20 protein-coding genes are annotated in these 15,679 nt (G+C 39.7%); 14 read left to right on the top strand and 6 right to left on the bottom strand.

Annotated features, from left to right (window positions below; translation table 11 throughout):
• Positions 1–7 precede the first annotated feature (7 nt).
• Positions 8–274 (bottom strand): hypothetical protein, encoded by a 267-nt coding sequence (locus PQ511_RS18800; RefSeq protein WP_273853477.1) that lies wholly within the window; start codon positions 272–274, stop codon positions 8–10.
• Between the two features lie 296 nt (positions 275–570).
• Here PQ511_RS18800 and PQ511_RS18805 point away from each other — a divergent pair, with 296 nt between their 5' ends.
• The 9 genes from PQ511_RS18805 to PQ511_RS18845 all read left to right on the top strand — a co-directional run bounded on the left by PQ511_RS18805 (position 571) and on the right by PQ511_RS18845 (position 6,934).
• Positions 571–1,266, top strand: a complete 696-nt coding sequence (locus PQ511_RS18805; protein ID WP_273853478.1) for a hypothetical protein — start codon at positions 571–573, stop codon at positions 1,264–1,266.
• A gap of 81 nt (positions 1,267–1,347) precedes the next feature.
• Positions 1,348–2,052 (top strand): hypothetical protein, encoded by a 705-nt coding sequence (locus PQ511_RS18810; RefSeq protein ID WP_273853479.1) that lies wholly within the window; start codon positions 1,348–1,350, stop codon positions 2,050–2,052.
• A 254-nt stretch (positions 2,053–2,306) separates the two neighbouring features.
• On the top strand, positions 2,307–2,675 hold the full coding sequence (locus PQ511_RS18815) for a YwqH-like family protein (protein WP_273853480.1): 369 nt from the start codon (positions 2,307–2,309) through the stop codon (positions 2,673–2,675).
• A complete protein-coding gene (locus PQ511_RS18820) occupies positions 2,672–2,950 on the top strand; it encodes a DUF5344 family protein (RefSeq protein ID WP_273853481.1) in 279 nt (92 codons plus the stop codon). The genes PQ511_RS18815 and PQ511_RS18820 overlap by 4 nt, the downstream gene beginning before the upstream one ends.
• 16 nt (positions 2,951–2,966) lie before the next feature.
• On the top strand, positions 2,967–4,361 hold the full coding sequence (locus PQ511_RS18825; RefSeq protein ID WP_273853482.1) for an LXG domain-containing protein: 1,395 nt from the start codon (positions 2,967–2,969) through the stop codon (positions 4,359–4,361).
• Positions 4,362–4,386: 25 nt separating this feature from the next.
• A complete protein-coding gene (locus PQ511_RS18830; RefSeq protein WP_273853483.1) occupies positions 4,387–5,124 on the top strand; it encodes a hypothetical protein in 738 nt (245 codons plus the stop codon).
• Positions 5,124–5,402, top strand: a complete 279-nt coding sequence (locus PQ511_RS18835; RefSeq protein WP_273853484.1) for a DUF4176 domain-containing protein — start codon at positions 5,124–5,126, stop codon at positions 5,400–5,402. Before PQ511_RS18830 ends, PQ511_RS18835 begins: the two co-directional genes overlap by 1 nt.
• A gap of 220 nt (positions 5,403–5,622) precedes the next feature.
• Positions 5,623–6,309, top strand: coding sequence for a GntR family transcriptional regulator (locus tag PQ511_RS18840; protein ID WP_273853485.1), 687 nt, complete (start codon positions 5,623–5,625; stop codon positions 6,307–6,309).
• A gap of 1 nt (position 6,310) precedes the next feature.
• Positions 6,311–6,934: a sterol desaturase family protein gene (locus PQ511_RS18845; protein WP_273853486.1), complete on the top strand. Its 624-nt coding sequence runs from the start codon at positions 6,311–6,313 to the stop codon at positions 6,932–6,934.
• A 40-nt stretch (positions 6,935–6,974) separates the two neighbouring features.
• Here the strand turns inward: PQ511_RS18845 and PQ511_RS18850 are convergent, their stop codons facing one another.
• The 3 genes from PQ511_RS18850 to PQ511_RS18860 all read right to left on the bottom strand — a co-directional run bounded on the left by PQ511_RS18850 (position 6,975) and on the right by PQ511_RS18860 (position 9,325).
• Positions 6,975–7,247 carry a hypothetical protein gene (locus tag PQ511_RS18850; protein WP_273853487.1) on the bottom strand — a complete coding sequence of 91 codons (273 nt, stop codon included), beginning with the start codon at positions 7,245–7,247 and terminating at the stop codon, positions 6,975–6,977.
• Between the two features lie 90 nt (positions 7,248–7,337).
• Complete coding sequence (locus tag PQ511_RS18855; protein WP_273853488.1) at positions 7,338–8,450, bottom strand: hypothetical protein; 1,113 nt, start codon at positions 8,448–8,450, stop codon at positions 7,338–7,340.
• 98 nt (positions 8,451–8,548) lie between these two features.
• Entirely contained in the window at positions 8,549–9,325 is a 777-nt protein-coding gene (locus tag PQ511_RS18860; protein ID WP_273853489.1) for a DUF2628 domain-containing protein, read from the bottom strand.
• A 180-nt stretch (positions 9,326–9,505) separates the two neighbouring features.
• Here PQ511_RS18860 and PQ511_RS18865 point away from each other — a divergent pair, with 180 nt between their 5' ends.
• The 4 genes from PQ511_RS18865 to PQ511_RS18880 all read left to right on the top strand — a co-directional run bounded on the left by PQ511_RS18865 (position 9,506) and on the right by PQ511_RS18880 (position 13,993).
• Positions 9,506–10,189 (top strand): response regulator transcription factor, encoded by a 684-nt coding sequence (locus PQ511_RS18865; RefSeq protein ID WP_273853490.1) that lies wholly within the window; start codon positions 9,506–9,508, stop codon positions 10,187–10,189.
• Positions 10,189–11,190: a sensor histidine kinase gene (locus tag PQ511_RS18870; RefSeq protein WP_337957783.1), complete on the top strand. Its 1,002-nt coding sequence runs from the start codon at positions 10,189–10,191 to the stop codon at positions 11,188–11,190. Before PQ511_RS18865 ends, PQ511_RS18870 begins: the two co-directional genes overlap by 1 nt.
• Before the next feature lie 102 nt (positions 11,191–11,292).
• Positions 11,293–12,057: an ABC transporter ATP-binding protein gene (locus PQ511_RS18875; protein ID WP_273853492.1), complete on the top strand. Its 765-nt coding sequence runs from the start codon at positions 11,293–11,295 to the stop codon at positions 12,055–12,057.
• The gene (locus PQ511_RS18880) at positions 12,047–13,993 is read left to right on the top strand and encodes an ABC transporter permease (RefSeq protein WP_273853493.1); all 1,947 of its coding nucleotides are present in this window, start codon (positions 12,047–12,049) and stop codon (positions 13,991–13,993) included. The genes PQ511_RS18875 and PQ511_RS18880 overlap by 11 nt, the downstream gene beginning before the upstream one ends.
• A 74-nt stretch (positions 13,994–14,067) precedes the next feature.
• Here PQ511_RS18880 and PQ511_RS18885 read toward each other — a convergent pair whose 3' ends face one another.
• Positions 14,068–14,877, bottom strand: a complete 810-nt coding sequence (locus tag PQ511_RS18885) for a hypothetical protein (protein ID WP_273853494.1) — start codon at positions 14,875–14,877, stop codon at positions 14,068–14,070.
• 88 nt (positions 14,878–14,965) lie between these two features.
• A complete protein-coding gene (locus PQ511_RS18890) occupies positions 14,966–15,151 on the bottom strand; it encodes a hypothetical protein (protein ID WP_273853495.1) in 186 nt (61 codons plus the stop codon).
• 175 nt (positions 15,152–15,326) lie between these two features.
• Here PQ511_RS18890 and PQ511_RS18895 point away from each other — a divergent pair, with 175 nt between their 5' ends.
• Complete coding sequence (locus tag PQ511_RS18895) at positions 15,327–15,494, top strand: hypothetical protein (RefSeq protein WP_273853496.1); 168 nt, start codon at positions 15,327–15,329, stop codon at positions 15,492–15,494.
• The last annotated feature ends 185 nt before the right edge of the window (positions 15,495–15,679 follow it).

The raw sequence follows: 15,679 nt of genomic DNA on the forward strand, positions 1-15,679 counted from the left end.
GTTAAAATTAAAAGAATAGTAAACTAATCCCAATCGCAAAGAGCACAACCCCCGCAATCGAATAGAACATGCCTGAACGCTGCTGGCCTTTAATTCGATTTGATATACCAGCAAGTAGATTAATCACGCCAAATCCCATAATGCCATATAGTAGTAAATTCTCCTCTTCAGGAGTAATCAGATACATAACTGGAAGTAACAATATTAACGCAGATAGGATAAACTGCACAATGCTTAATGAAAACAATAGTTTAGATTCCGATTCTGTGCTCATCATTTTTCCTTCTTTCCTTTTCTAGGTGAACTGATTCATGACTTCTATCCTAATTATAACAGCGCCAATCTCGTTTTTGTTATGGCAAAAGTATGAACATTCGTTTAAAAAAGGTACTGCGCTTATTTATTACGTTCCCGATTAGGACGATTATAATCATATTACCTTTTAGTAGAATGAAACCTTTCTTAAGAAAATCCGTAGTTTCTATTAGAAGATTTAGTTCATCCCTATGTAAAAACAGAAGAAAGAAATTCGAAAAACATGATTAATTCGTTTTACCCACGGAGGCTACCATGCTTAAAATCCCTGACAACAAAAAGTACCGAAACATACCAGATTATATGAAAGAACATCTCTCTATGCTTCCACCTGATAGCACTCGAGCGACAGTTAGTATGTTTTGCTTTATCTTGTTGGATATGTGCGTATTACCATTACTTTATCCAAGGATTAACCTTATTTATATTATCACCATCCCTCTCTTATTATTTATTCATCTATGGGCAATCAGATTATTAATCAAAGATCCTCGCTCGACGCGTGTGGAAACGACGCTTTTTCTGAGTGTGTTCTCTATTATCAGTACCATTTGTTATTTTATAACAAGCTTTAAAGTATCCTATGTATTTATCGGGATAACAAATGTATGGTATTACATAACGTTAACCGGGATAGACCTTTTCATTATCGTTATTTTAATTCAGTATCAAATCGAAAAATATTCCAAATTAGATTATAAAAGAAACGAGTCAGAAAAATGGTACAACAGCGGAAGATGGATACCGTTAGTTATATCCGCACCAGGAGTAGGGTATATCATCTTTCAAACGACTAAAGATAGCGAAACTGCCATGCACTGCCTATTTTTATGTGTCACGATCGTATTCACCTTGATCCTGGCTTATATGTCTGCGAAGTTCACACATAAATATTTTTTTATTAAATTGAATCGTAGACTAGTCTCGGCATATAACTCCACAGAGAAATAGGAGTAAAAATGAATACTTCTGTCACCCCTATTATTGGGAGGTGATTAACAAAACAAAATAAGCGTTTATCTGGAGGCAAAAATGCTTAAAGTCCCTGAAAAGAAAAAATATCGAAATTTACCAGACTATATGAAAGAACACCTTACTTTCATTCCAACTAGTAGTACTCGCTCAGCAATTAGTTTGTTTTGCTTAGTGTTACTCGATATGTGCGTTTTGCCTTTACTCTATCCGAGGAATGATTTAATTTATATAATCACCATTCCTCTATTAGTGTTTATTCACTTATGGATGATTCGTTTACTAATCAAAAACCCACGGTTCACTCAAATGGAAACAATCCTTTTTATGAGTGTTTTCTCTACCGTAGGAGCGATTTGTTACTTTATAACAAGTCTTAAAGTATCCTTTGTATTTATTGGCATTACGAACGCTTGGTATTACGTTGTATTGTCAGTTGTGCACATCATTATTAGTTTATATTTAATTCAATACCAAGTCGAAAAGTATTCCAAAATAGACTATAAGAGAAATGAATCGGAAAAATGGTACAACAGAGGAAGCCTCTTATCCTTGTTAACCTCAGGCTCTGGATTAGGGTATGTTCTTTTTCAAACCACAAAAGATAGCGAAACAGCCATGCATAGCCTTTTTTTATGCATATCAATCTTCTTTACCTGTTTTCTCGCTTACTTTGCAGCGAAGTTCACACATAAATATTTTTTTATTAAATTGAATCGTAGACTAGTTGACATTAATACACCTACAAAGAGACAAATCAAATGATAAACAAAAATCTATTTATACAGCATTCACCTATCCGTAACTCAATGCCTTTTAAAATCAACAGTCTAAACCATTACCATTTTTACAATAATATGGTTAAAATCACTTAAAACCCGGGTATAGGTATAAATACCCCGTACGTCAGTCTCACGAACAGGTAGAACAACCTATTTACCAGACCTCTTCCATTTGGTACCATATACTACTGCTTGAGTATGATTTTTCTAATGACTACTACAAAGGGGATAGCGCAAATGTCCTATTTATCCTATCTACAATCAGAAATAGCTGAAAAGCGAGCTCAGCTTGTCCGCTTACAATCTAGCTTAGTAAAATTAGATGGCTTACAAGGAGAATTCATTCAAAATAAACAGCTTGTCGATCAACCTGAGCTAACGCCTACTACTTGGGCTGGCGAATTAGCAAACTCCTTCCAGAATATACGGGAAGATATGAAGGCGTCTTATCAGGATCTATCGATTAACCAAGTAAATTCAGCACTCAATACAATGGAAAATAAAGCAGCTGACCTACGTCGTGAAATCCAAACGCTTGAATTTAATATCACTCAGGAAATTCATCGACTAGAAGAGGAAGCGAGAGAAAGGAGAAATGCGAAGTGAGTAACGAAATGCATGTAAAGTTTAGTGACGTCGAACAATCGATCAGCCAAATCGAGAAAAGTCTAAGCGCTTTTAACGCCGAGCTACCAAAGAACACCGGAGAAGGAAATACGCTCGATGTCGTCAATCGATTAAATGAGATTAATCATATGTTAACGGAAGTCGGAAACGCCTACAAAGAAATCCTTACCTTGAATAACCAAACCGTAAGGGAATCCGTGCAGCAACTGGAGAATGCGGACCAGGAGCTCTCTTCGTCTATGCAGATACGTTAGGAGGGGAAATGCTATAATGAAGACGTTAGATGCGGAAACACTTCACCAGGGAGTAGAGCATACAAGCGCTGCTGTTAAGGGAATTCGATCACAAACGAACGATCTACGCCTATCGATTGAAAATTTCATTTCATCGGAAGCTTCTTTTAATGGCCAAGGGGGAAAAGCAGTTCGTTCATTCTACCAAGAGTGTCATCTCCCCTTCCTATCCTATATGGAAAATGTCATCACACACTTTGAAGAGAAACTAGTCAATTTGACTTCTTCCCTTAAATCTTTTGAACCTCAAGAATCCGGTTTTATACGTGAGGATTTTCTTACAAATGATGTAAGCAATGGATTACAAAAATCGCAAGACATCACTGAACAATTGACCAGTGAAAGTAACGCAATCATCAGAAGTGTCAATGATATTATCTACATACCTGAACTACAACAAAACGACTTTAACTCTACTATTCACCGAGGACAGGAGAAAACAACAGAAGTTCTTGAAGATCTCCACTCATTAGACAAAAACCAGGCGAACAACTTAGATACTGTCCTTCAAGAATGTCAAACGCTCATGAATTACATAAGAGAAGTATCCACCAAGTTTCAAAGCGGGGACATTTCAGTTAGTGGCTATAAGGTAGGAACGATGAGTGCTATTCCAGCTTATAAGACGGTTATGAGTAACTTGTCTTCTGATTCGATTGGGACGAGTACAGTTGGTAAGGCTGTGCAGGCGAAGAAGTCTAAGGATGAGGAATTAAAATTTGGGTTTGATTCAAAAGCAATTATCAACAACTTTGGGGCAGTAGTTGCTAGATCTTCCGATGCTTATTCTTTTTATACGGATGCTAAAGATGTTAAAAATGGGTTTGAAATTAAAATGGATACTGATGCAGCCGGAAAAAAATATAGGATAACACCACCTAAGAGTGCAAAATTCAATACACCTCCAAAAAATGGTAGAAATTACAAAATTCTACACGAGAACTATATACAGTCACAGGTTGCTAGAGGGAATGGAAATAATGTTCCTTATGCCAAAAATGTAAATATTAAAGCTGGCTCAGTTAGTGCCTTAAGAAGTAGGGTAGGTTGGGTTGGTGTAGGGTTAGGAACTGCTTATAATATTAGAACAAACATAAAAAATAATGAAAGCACTTCAAAAATTATAGGAGATGCAGTAGGTGACTTAACAATTGGAGCTGGAATTATAGCTACAGGTGGTGTTATAGCTGCAGCGATAGTTGGTACTGTAGGTCTACCCGTTATAGCTGGAGCTGCAGGAGTAGTAATAGGCTCAGTTGTTGGAGCGTATATCTTTGATGGAATCAAAATAAACGATAAAACGATTGGTACGCATATTAAATCTGGTGTTGCTACTGCTGCTAGTTGGCTTTTCGATAAATTTTCTGATTAGAAACATAGTAACCAGGAGGAACTTAATGCTTAAAATTCCAGAAAATAAAAAGTTCAGGCATTTGCCTGATTATATGAAAGTACACTTGTTATTAATTTCACCTCAAAACACAAAAGTAGTGGTGATTGGATATTGTTTTATATTACTCGATTTTTGTTTAATACCACTACTAACACCCATTAATACTATAATTAATATTGCAACTATTCCCTTCTTATTATTCATTAATTTATGGGCTATTAGATTATTGGTTAAAAATCCATACACAACTCAAATGGAAACAATCCTTTTTCTTGGAGTTACCTCTTTTATAGGCGCTATAAGCTACCTTATTACCAGTATGAAAGTATCTTATTTGTTTTTTGGTATTACAAGCATTTGGTATTTCCTAGTATTAAGTCTTGTCTATTTCACAGTTATTTCGATAGCGATAAACTTTCAAATTAAAAAATTTTCATCAATTAATGATTCTCTCGATGAAAGCAAAAAATGGTATAATAACAAAAATTTTCTATCCTTGATTACAGTTGGCCCGGGTATAGGTTACATATTATTTTTTGCCACGAAAAAAAACGAATTATTTATGCATACTTTATTTCTTATTGCATGTATTGGATTAACGATTCTTTTCTCTTATATATCTACTAAATATATTCATAAATATATGTTTATGAAAGTAAACAATCATCTTCTTATTATTCAAAAACCATCGGATAAGAAAAAAAGGAAAGCATACGAAAATAAAGGAGTTGTCTACAAATAATGAAGCCTCTACTCCCAAACGGTACCATTGTTCTACTAGAAGGTGGCAACAAGAAACTCATGATCTACGGTCGAAAACAACTCCATCTGGATGAAGAAAAAGTGGAGAACGAGCAGGATCTTGACATGTACGATTACATAGGTGTTCCTTATCCTGAAGGGTTTATCGATCAAGAACATACTTATCTTTTCAATCACGAAAACATTGCACACGTTATTTTTGAAGGATTTCGAAATGAAGAAGAAGAAAAGTTTCAAGAGGTCTTAAAAGAAGTCTAATAGCAATCATTTCCCTCCAATAATCAATAGTTGGCGGGATTTTTTATATGACTAATGATGTCCTCTCTTCACTAATCATTCTCAAATTCCATTTTCTATTCATAACACAGTAAAAAGAAAGAATTTTCAAACAAAAATTCGCCATTCCCCGCTCCCATACCTTATAATGGTATTACCAATAAAAACTTTGGTATTACCAGAACAGAGGTGATCCTATATTATGATCGAACGATCCTCCGAAAAGATCACAAAAAAGCTGATTCGATCGATTTTAGAAAAAGAATGGCGCACAAATGACCCGCTCCCTCCTGAACGAGAACTCGCTACTCACTACCAAGTCGGCAGACCTACCATTCGCGAAGCCCTGCAGCGCCTGGAGCGAGATGGGTGGATTACGATTCGAAAAGGAGCGCCAGCTGTTGTGAATGATTATTGGAAGTATGGGAATTTAATGACGATCGTGAACATTCTTCAGCACCATGATGAGATTCCTGATGAGTTTATCGTTTACATGCTTGAGCTTCGGATTACGTTAACACCTGCTTACGTCCGTGATGCTCTCCTTCATCACAGACTTCAAATGATTTCACTTTTCATCCCACTTCAAGAGCTAACAGACGATCCGAAATCATATGCTGAGTTTGACTGGAAGCTACAGAAAAGCGTTGCCGAGCTCTCCCCTAACCCGGTTTTTATTCTCATCTTAAATAGTTTCGAAAACATCTATGGCAAAATGGCGGAGAAATACTTTCTAGAACCCTCTCATCGAAAAGCATCAAAAAAGTACTATGAACAGTTCCTTGAAGCGACGTTAAAAGGAGATCTCCATCGCGCTGAAACGCTAACGAAACAGATGATGGTAACCAGTTTAGAGCTTTGGAAAATAAAAATGAACGGGGGCGTGTAGTATGAAACAATTGTACCGTGACTTCTTCTTCCATCCGGATCTCTTACTCATGTTTGGTGTGTTTCTGATCGTTGTTGGCTTTCTACTGACGATGACGCTCTCTCCCATTGTCCTCCTCTTTATTCTTATTGGGATAGTGACCTACATGTTTAGTGAATACCTTACCCACCGCTTTTTATTTCACATTAAAACACCTCAAAACCCCTATCTTTTAAAGTTGATTAAACGACTGCATTATGATCATCACAAAGTACCGAATGATTTAAAACTTTTATTTCTGCCGATTTGGTATAGCTTTCCGAATTTGTTTCTCTTATGCTTGATATTCTACTGGGTTTCCGGATCTCTTCTTCTCACTCTAGCATTTAGTACAGGACTGCTCGCTATGTTCTTTTTCTATGAATGGAAACACTATATTGCTCATCGCCCCTTCAAACCGAGAACAAAGTTCGGACAGTGGCTGAAAAAAACGCATATCCTGCATCATTATAAAAATGAAAACTATTGGTACGGGGTTTCCACACCATTTGTTGATGTCCTATTCGGTACGTTAAAAAAGGAAAAAGATGTGCAGATGAGCCAAACGGCAAAAGATTTGGAGCAGCGAAAATACACATCCACATAAATTCAAAAAGCTGACGTCATGTCAGCTTTTTTTGGTGGAGCTATTTCTGACGCAACGCCTGACCGCACGAATGTAAGTCATGAGTGATCTGCTGAAGAATCTGCTCTCCCTCAAGACTACCTGCTGTCGTTTGTTGAAGCTGACGTTGGCACTCTTTCGCAACTTGCTCTGCTCGCATTAATTCCTGCTCAAACCGCTGAGCTAACGCCAGATCGCCTCGCTGCCTTGCATCGAGCAGCTGCTGACGAATGGCTTCAATTTCTCCACATGCCTGATGCGCTTCTCGTAATACATGCTGGTTTATCTCGTTCATAGGATCAACTCCTTACTTCGATCGACTTTCTCTTATTATTGATCAAAATAGGAGAATTATGTAAATAAAGACAAATGTCCATGATCGGGGTCAGGTACGAACCTGACCCCCATCATTCTTTAAGAACGCAACCACTTCTTCTTCCTTCGTTGAATAAAACACCGCATCATCCAAATGAAACAACGCTTCATGTTTCGCTTCTTCATACACCTGATGAGGAATGTTGCGATAAAGACTTTTCAGCATCGTTCTTTTCTTTAGCTCTCTCAAATTTCGGAGTACACGCTCGCGATTTACTTTAATCACAGCAAATCCCTCTTGCTGAATCTCCTGTTGTGGAAAACGTTCTTCTAGCTTACGTCTTCCTTCTTCGTCCATTTCAATTAGCTGGACTTCTTCAGCAGCCGTTTCCGTAAAACTTCCCGCAAGCTCAATAAAACGCTCCTCATCCATATCAACATCATTAAAAATGATCACCGTAAAAGCATCACCTTCATACTCAGGAATCCGAAGACGTTTTGGCAGTCCAAAACAGGCATCTCGCTTTTCAAGAACCGATACGTGCTTTCTAAGAAAGCGATACCGATGAAAAAAGGTGGTCAGATAGGATGTCACCACAGTGAACAAGGTTAACAACGTTAGAACAATAAAATGACGAATCGGGGCCTCTTCTACAATAAGAAATCCAACATGCCCCAGTATGTATAAAGCCGCTAGCCCACCAATCACAATTTTTAACTTGCGATTCACCCTTGTATTTTTGGTCTGATCATACGCTTCTCCATACAAAAGATTCCGATTCAATAAATGAAAACATCCCGTCAGAATGAGAAGCAATAGTCCATTGGCCATCAAGAGGTAAGTCCGTTCCTCTCCCGAAACGTAATGAGAAACAACCTGTTCATCAACTAGAACAAAAAGAATGGTTGTGAGCACCCCGAAAACACCAAGGTACAAATAATAGCCAGACTCATATTCATATGGGTCTAAAAACAACTGAAACGCCCAGAAGTTCAGGATGCCCACAATACTGAACAACGTTAACATCACGATCAGTGAGCCATCATTATTTAATAATGGAATGAAACCAAAGAGATCTAAAAAGACTAGCGTGATCGCTACTGTGCTCCAACGGATGAAGCGATGGGATTTTAATCGTAAGTAAGAAAAAACGAGGTCATCTTGATTTTGATAGACATTCACTTTCTTCCCTCCAAATCTTCTTTCAACCTTACTAGTTTACCAGATGATTCAAATAGCTGTAGCTGAGGGGGTCAGGTACGAACCTGACCCCCTTACAGTTAATCTATTTTCGCCTTAAGCTCTTCTTTAATCGTTTTCGCTTCCTGATCATCCGCCTCTAGATTAAGATATGTATTTATCTCACGTAACGCCTGAACATATTCCCCTTCCTCCTCATAAATAAGCGCCTTGTTAAAATGAATGGATGGCACAGCTACATTATCATTTTCGATATCCTTGTAAATGTCCATCGCTTCATCTAGTTTCCCTGAGTCCTGTAATTCAGCAGCTTCAGTAAATTTCGGTTCCATATAAGAATAGTAAACTTCCTCTTCTAAATACGTGATCCCAAAACCATAGACCATCATGACCAAAACAAACAGTAGCGCAAATAGCCAACTGACACCTCCACGCTTTCTTAACGCTTCAAAACGATCATCACGGTCAGGATAAAGATTCTTTAGCTTCTTTACTTTGTTTAACGCAAAATCAAAATACAGTTTATTCGCAAACAAAGCTAGCACAATATAAGCAGGTCCAATCGTGGAACCCGGTAATGCTTTCTTAAAAATAAGGACAGATAACACATCTACAATAACGATGATACTTAAGAACACATAAGCATAGACGTTCATCTTTCGGTATGTAAACCAAAACAAACTTAGGAAAAAAGCTGCCCAGTTCCACGAAATAGGCGACTTCTTTGAGGATAGCTTTTCCCACTTCTTTTCATAAACCTCATCACGCTTCCCCGTAAACACTAACATCTCTTCACGCGTTTCTTCATCAAGCTCCGCCCACTTGATGTCATTCTTATTTCGATTAAACCAACTCATCAGACTCCCCCAATTCCTAATTTCATCCTATTTAAGGATACGCTAGCCGCGAGTGCCTGTCACCACCCGGTTTTTGTTAGAATTTGTCGACTGGATTATAACATCTATTCCTGTTTCTTTCCGCTTTCCATTTTTTTGCTATAATCAACATAGATAACGAAGCAAAGTGTGGTGGACAGATTGTTTAAACTATTACTAATTGAAGATGATACATCATTATTTCAGGAAATGAAGGAGCGATTGGAGCAGTGGTCGTATGAAGTTTATGGCATTCATGATTTTAGTCAGGTGATGCAGGAATTCTCTACCGTTAAACCTGACCTTACCATTATTGATATTCAACTACCGAAGTTTGACGGCTTTCACTGGTGTCGAATGATTCGGGATCATTCGAACGTTCCGATTATCTTTCTCTCTTCACGTGATCATCCGACTGATATGGTGATGTCGATGAACCTTGGCGCAGATGATTTTATCCAAAAGCCCTTCCACTTTGAGGTGCTTGTCGCCAAAATTCAGGCGATTTTAAGACGCGTATATAATTACAACACGGATACGAATACGCTCAAAACCTGGCACGGCACCACGATTGATGCTGAGCGAAACCGTGTCACAATGGATGACCATGCTCTCGACTTAACGAAAAATGAAATGATCATTCTTCTGATGCTCATCGAGAGAAAGAACAAAATTGTCACACGGGATGAACTAATCAACCGACTCTGGGACGACCAGCGCTTTGTAAGCGACAATACGCTCACCGTTAACGTCAATCGCCTTCGAAAAAAATTAGCGGAAATTGAACTAGGGGATGCGATCCAAACGAAGGTAGGTCAGGGCTATATGGCTCTGGAAGTCCAATGATGTGGCGTTTTTTGCGAGAACGGCGGAGCTGGATCCTGTTCGTCTTATTCATAGAAGCGTGCTTTCTTCTGATTACATATGTTGATGAGACCATTCCACTCACATCTGTTCTGTATGCCGTTTTTCTAACGCTTCTCTTCTTCCTTCTTTTTCTACTCGTACGATTCGGAAAAGAAGCAACGTTCTATAAAGAACTAGAAGAACGCGAAACGAACTTTGATGTCACCAGCATTCCGCAGGGCACAAGTCCATTTGAAAAAGTGGTTGAACGCGTCACCTCGGAACAAATTGAACAGCTTAAGGAAGAATCAAGTCAGATGAAACACCAACTTGAAGTCGAAAAGGACGATTTCATCACGTGGATCCATGAAGTAAAAACGCCGCTTACGGCGCTTCATTTGCTTATTGATCGCGTACAGGACCGAGAGCTAAACGAGCACCTTACCTACGAGTGGCTTCGGATCCACTTTTTACTCGATCAGCAGCTTCACCAAAAACGTATGCCAGCGATTGAAAATGACCTGTATATTGAAAAAGTCAATCTTGAAAAAATTCTCGTCGATGAAATCACTCCCTTACGTACCTGGTGCAAACAGCGGGGCGTTGGTTTTGAGCTTGATTTGACCGTAACAGAGCTACTAAGTGATGCCAAGTGGCTCGCCTTTATCCTTCGGCAATTGCTAACAAACGCTGTAAAATACAGCGAAAACAGTGACATCACGATCGAAAGCAGTATGCATGGCAATCAGCCTGTCCTTCTTATCAAGGATCATGGACGTGGAATTATGCCACGTGATCTACCTCGGATTTTTGAGAAAGGCTTTACGTCAACGGCGAACCATCAGGACTCAGCCGCTACAGGAATGGGACTTTATCTCACCAAAAAAATCGCAGCGCATTTAAAAGTATCCATCGAGGTTACTTCAGAACCAGGAAACGGATCTGCTTTTACCCTCTCCTTTCCAGAACGAAATGATTTTGACCAAATTCGAGGCATGTGACAACAATGTCACACGCCTCCTCTTATTGTTCGGCAAATCGAAGGAAAAGCGGAATGCCCCTCTTTATACTAAACGTATCAGCCATTTATTGGAGGGAATGTAATGACAAACGTACTTGAAGCAAGCAAAATTCAAAAAAGCTATGGCAATAAGTTTATGAAGCAGGACGTGCTAATGGGAATCGACGTTTCGATTGCACGTGGCGAATTCATTAGCATTATGGGCGCGTCAGGCTCTGGAAAAACAACGCTATTGAACGTGCTTTCATCTATCGATCGCGTCAGTGGCGGATCGATAAAGATTGAAGGGCAGGAAATGACGAAGCAAAAAGAAAAGCAGCTCGCGGAATTTCGAAAACGACACCTTGGGTTCATTTTTCAAGAGTACAATCTTCTTGATACGTTAACGGTGAAAGAGAATGTGCTGCTTCCCCTTTCGATCGCAAAAGTTTCTAAGGAAGAGGCAACGGCAGCATTTGACGCTCTTGCCGATGAGCTTGGTATTCGTGACATCCAGGACAAATACCCTAATGAAATTTCAGGTGGGCAAAAGCAGCGTACTTCAGCCGCTCGAGCTTTCGTCCACAATCCAAGCATCATCTTTGCAGACGAGCCAACCGGCGCTCTCGACTCAAAGTCGGCATCGGACCTTTTGAATAAACTGAGCGATTTAAATCAGACAAGAGAAGCAACAATTGCGATGGTAACGCACGATCCTGTCGCAGCGAGCTACAGCAGTCGCGTCATTTTTATCCGAGATGGTCGGATATACACCCAGCTGAATAAAGGAACTGAATCACGCCAGTCGTTTTTAAAAGACATTATGAAAACACAGGGTGTCCTTGGTGGAGTGCATTATGAGCATTAATCACATGATCCTTAAGAACTTAAAGAAGAATCTAAAGAACTATTACTTGTACGTCTTCGCCTTAATCTTTAGTGTTGGACTTTATTTCTCGTTTGTGACGCTTCAGTATGACCCTGGTGTCGACAACATGGAAACCTCCGCTAAAATGACAGCCGCTATCAAAGCTGCTTCGGTTATGCTTGTGGTGATCGTAACCGTTTTTCTCGTTTATGCTAACAGCATTTTCATCAAGCGGCGGGGCAAAGAAATTGGACTGTTTCAATTAATCGGCATGACAAAAGGACGCATCTTTCGCATCTTAACGATAGAAAATTTGCTGATTTATATTGGATCGATGATCATTGGCATTTTCGTCGGCTTTTCCTTTTCCAAATTGATTCAAATGGTTCTCTTTAAAGCGACGGGGATTGATGGCGTCGCAAGTCTTAACTTTTCCAGTGAAGCTTTCGTGCAGACCGTTATCGTTTTCTTCGCCATTTTCGGTGTGATTATGCTAACAAATTGGATCTTTATTAAAGCTCAAAGCATTCTCGCCCTTTTCCGCGTCACATCAAAAACGGAAGATCGAATAAAAGGGATAACCATTCGGGAAATTATTATGGGCGTGCTTGGACTCGTTCTGATCATTACAGGCTATTATGTATCCAGCAAAATGTTTGATGGCGATTTTTCAGAGATGACTGAACTTCTGATCGTCATGGTGTTCATTTTAGGTAGTGTCATTGTTGGTACGTACCTTTTCTACAAAGGGTCGATCCGTTTTGTCGCTAACCTGCTTCGAAAACGAAAAGAAGGCTATTTGAACATTAACGATGTTCTCTCCCTCTCGTCAATCATGTTTCGAATGAAATCAAATTCGCTACTCTTAACAATCATTACAACGGTGTCCGCATTAGCCATTGCCCTTTCGTCGCTGAGCTATATTTCTTATTACTCGGCAGAAAAAACAGCAAAACAAAACATCCCAGACCACTTTTCACTTTCGAAAGAACAGAATGCCACTCTGTTTGAAGCGGAGTTAAAGGCAAAAGGTTATGAATTCACGACAAAGGAGCTGGACATTCTTCAAGTCACCGTGTTAACAAAAGATATTCTTGAGAAGCAGCCGTCCAGCACAGCATTTGATGCCAGTGAAATGATTCTACCAGTCATTAGTGATGAGAACATAACGGATATTGATGTTTCACCGAAAGAAGCGGTTTTTACAGGCTTTAGTAAAATCCTTGATACCGTTATAAGCTTTGAAAACGGCGGAATCATTCAATTAAAAGGAAAAGAAGACGTGACCGCGCAGAATTATTTAGGTATGAAGCAAGACTATATTCTTCCTTACACATACTCAGATGGCGGGCTGCCTACGGTTGTGGTGGATCAAACAACCTTTGCGGCTCTTCAAAAGGATAGGGATGAGGAGATCCAGGATGAGCCTCTCACCTATATCGGGTTTAATCTTCAAAATGACGCAAAGCTACCTGAAGCAACCGACTTATTCCAGTCACTTGCCTTCGAGGATGACCAGGGGAAAAACTCACAATACGAAGCCTTCGTTCAACAAAAAGAAAACATGGGACTCATCATGTTCATTGTCGGCTTTCTCGGTCTTACGTTCCTAATTACTTCTGGGTGCATTCTCTACTTTAAACAGATGAATGAAGGTGAAGAAGAACGTCCGAATTACACCGTTCTTAGAAAGCTTGGTTTCACTCAAACAGATCTTTCTCGAGGGATTCGCGGTAAGCAGTTGGTGAACTTCGGTATCCCACTTGTTGTCGGACTACTCCACGGTTACTTTGCCGTACGATCCGGCTGGTTCTTCTTCGGCACCGAACTGTATACACCAATGCTGATGGTCATGGGAATCTATACGTTGCTCTACTCCATCTTCGGTGGCTTATCCGTCGTCTACTACAAAAAAGTGATCCGAGAAGCACTATAAAAAAGCGGGGGTGCCTGGCACCGCCCGCTTTTTGTTAGGTTTTGTCGAGAAATAAATAACGTTTCACCTCTCTTTTACATCTTCACTTGAGTATGTAACCAAAACGCTTCGGCCTCTTCTGTCGATAACTTGAAACGTTGTACAAAGAAATCTTGAAGTCGGCCCTTCTCCCCACCGTCAACCCACTCTCGATAGCAGGCGATCAGCCTCTGCACATTACCTTCGCAATACTCATCGATTAATTTTGCAACAGTTCTTGTACTTCTCCAGTAATCATAAAACGCAGCCGAGTAATCGAAGTTTTCTCCACCTCGATATCCCGCTTCGCCGAAGGCATCTAACGAATACTCTCCATATTCCTCTTTATGCGCTTCAATCAAAAGTCGCTCTACCTCCATCACTCTCTCAAACCGCTCTGAAGACATTAAGAGCTTTCGTGGTAAATAAAAACAGATGCCTTCCTCAAACCACATGTCACTCGCATTCTCTTCTTCCCAGTCTTCAAATTCAGAATGAAAAAAATCCGCATGGTGTGTTAATTCATGAGCAACAATCTCAGCGATATCCACCATCTCAAGATTCCGGTAATAATTCTCTGCTTCTTTCACACCATTCGTCGTTGTTAAGTAAATCTCTTTCCATGTGTCCAATAATGGTGTGAGATGAATCAAATCTCTCGATGTATAAGCTGGTAGAGGAATCGTTGAATATAGCTTCGTCGCTGACTTTAAATCATGAAAAACAATCCCTCTTGGCGGGTCTTCAATCGACGTAAAGTCGTTCAGGGACACCTCGTATTCTTTAAGATACGTTAATAACTCACGTCCACTTCGTTCAATATCTTCTACTTTCTTCGTATCGGTCACTGACACAGCGTAATTCACGTTAATATCCCCCTTCTACTCTCTTCTTCTTCGATTTTAGAAGGTAAGGATCCTGTTTTAACTCCTCATAATCCTACAAAAAGGAAGCTTACCCAGAGCTATTCTTATGATCGGTTGGTACTTGACTAAGGGCTATCCCAATCACTGCAATCGCAATGACACCTTTAATTAAGCGATAATAGGTCCCATCCTCTTGATAATCTGAAATACCCATCCACAGAATCACAACTGTGGCTATGATGAATAGAACGATCAATCCAATCTTTCTAGCCATAACAGCACCACCTATGGAAAGTTATACCATTAATGAATACCCGATCGCTTCCGGATGAAACCTTGCTAAGAGTGCCTGTCACCACCCGGTTTATGTCACATTATGTCGCCGATTCGGCGTACAACATGTATATCCCTCATCCTTTGAGCCATCCTAACCGATAGAGGTGATTCTGATGAAATTAAACAAGAAAAAATATCAAAACCAGCCCACGGCCACAAAAAAATCCTACGTAAACGAAGTTGACCTTGGAATTGACCAAAATGAACAAGCGATGAATGGGGACGACGGAATGCTTGAAACGAAAGAAGAAGCTCCTTACCGTAAGGATCGAAAACAATAAATCTTTCCAAGTGTATCTCTTCCTCTTACACGGTTCCTAAAGGACCTTCCGAATTGCAGAATAACAGAATCTTGATTCCCAAAAATGATACGAAAAAGGCGTGTCATCGCTGACACGCCTTCCCTCTTCTAACTAGCCAGCGTCTCCCCATTAATGATCATGTGAATTGCCGCCTAGCCGAACGT

This window comes from Guptibacillus spartinae, assembly GCF_028610625.1.
In the GTDB taxonomy this organism is placed as follows: Bacteria; Bacillota; Bacilli; order Bacillales; family Guptibacillaceae; genus Guptibacillus; species Guptibacillus spartinae.

Excerpts from the sequence above, each read along its gene's own strand:
- PQ511_RS18800 (WP_273853477.1), bottom strand. The coding sequence starts at position 274 with ATGAGCACAGAATCGGAATCTAAACTATTGTTTTCATTAAGCATTGTG.
- PQ511_RS18805 (WP_273853478.1), top strand. The coding sequence starts at position 571 with ATGCTTAAAATCCCTGACAACAAAAAGTACCGAAACATACCAGATTAT.
- PQ511_RS18810 (WP_273853479.1), top strand. The coding sequence starts at position 1,348 with ATGCTTAAAGTCCCTGAAAAGAAAAAATATCGAAATTTACCAGACTAT.
- PQ511_RS18815 (WP_273853480.1), top strand. The coding sequence starts at position 2,307 with ATGTCCTATTTATCCTATCTACAATCAGAAATAGCTGAAAAGCGAGCT.
- PQ511_RS18825 (WP_273853482.1), top strand. The coding sequence starts at position 2,967 with ATGAAGACGTTAGATGCGGAAACACTTCACCAGGGAGTAGAGCATACA.
- PQ511_RS18830 (WP_273853483.1), top strand. The coding sequence starts at position 4,387 with ATGCTTAAAATTCCAGAAAATAAAAAGTTCAGGCATTTGCCTGATTAT.
- PQ511_RS18835 (WP_273853484.1), top strand. The coding sequence starts at position 5,124 with ATGAAGCCTCTACTCCCAAACGGTACCATTGTTCTACTAGAAGGTGGC.
- PQ511_RS18840 (WP_273853485.1), top strand. The coding sequence starts at position 5,623 with ATGATCGAACGATCCTCCGAAAAGATCACAAAAAAGCTGATTCGATCG.
- PQ511_RS18845 (WP_273853486.1), top strand. The coding sequence starts at position 6,311 with ATGAAACAATTGTACCGTGACTTCTTCTTCCATCCGGATCTCTTACTC.
- PQ511_RS18850 (WP_273853487.1), bottom strand. The coding sequence starts at position 7,247 with ATGAACGAGATAAACCAGCATGTATTACGAGAAGCGCATCAGGCATGT.
- PQ511_RS18860 (WP_273853489.1), bottom strand. The coding sequence starts at position 9,325 with ATGAGTTGGTTTAATCGAAATAAGAATGACATCAAGTGGGCGGAGCTT.
- PQ511_RS18870 (WP_337957783.1), top strand. The coding sequence starts at position 10,189 with ATGTGGCGTTTTTTGCGAGAACGGCGGAGCTGGATCCTGTTCGTCTTA.
- PQ511_RS18875 (WP_273853492.1), top strand. The coding sequence starts at position 11,293 with ATGACAAACGTACTTGAAGCAAGCAAAATTCAAAAAAGCTATGGCAAT.
- PQ511_RS18880 (WP_273853493.1), top strand. The coding sequence starts at position 12,047 with ATGAGCATTAATCACATGATCCTTAAGAACTTAAAGAAGAATCTAAAG.
- PQ511_RS18890 (WP_273853495.1), bottom strand. The coding sequence starts at position 15,151 with ATGGCTAGAAAGATTGGATTGATCGTTCTATTCATCATAGCCACAGTT.
- PQ511_RS18895 (WP_273853496.1), top strand. The coding sequence starts at position 15,327 with ATGAAATTAAACAAGAAAAAATATCAAAACCAGCCCACGGCCACAAAA.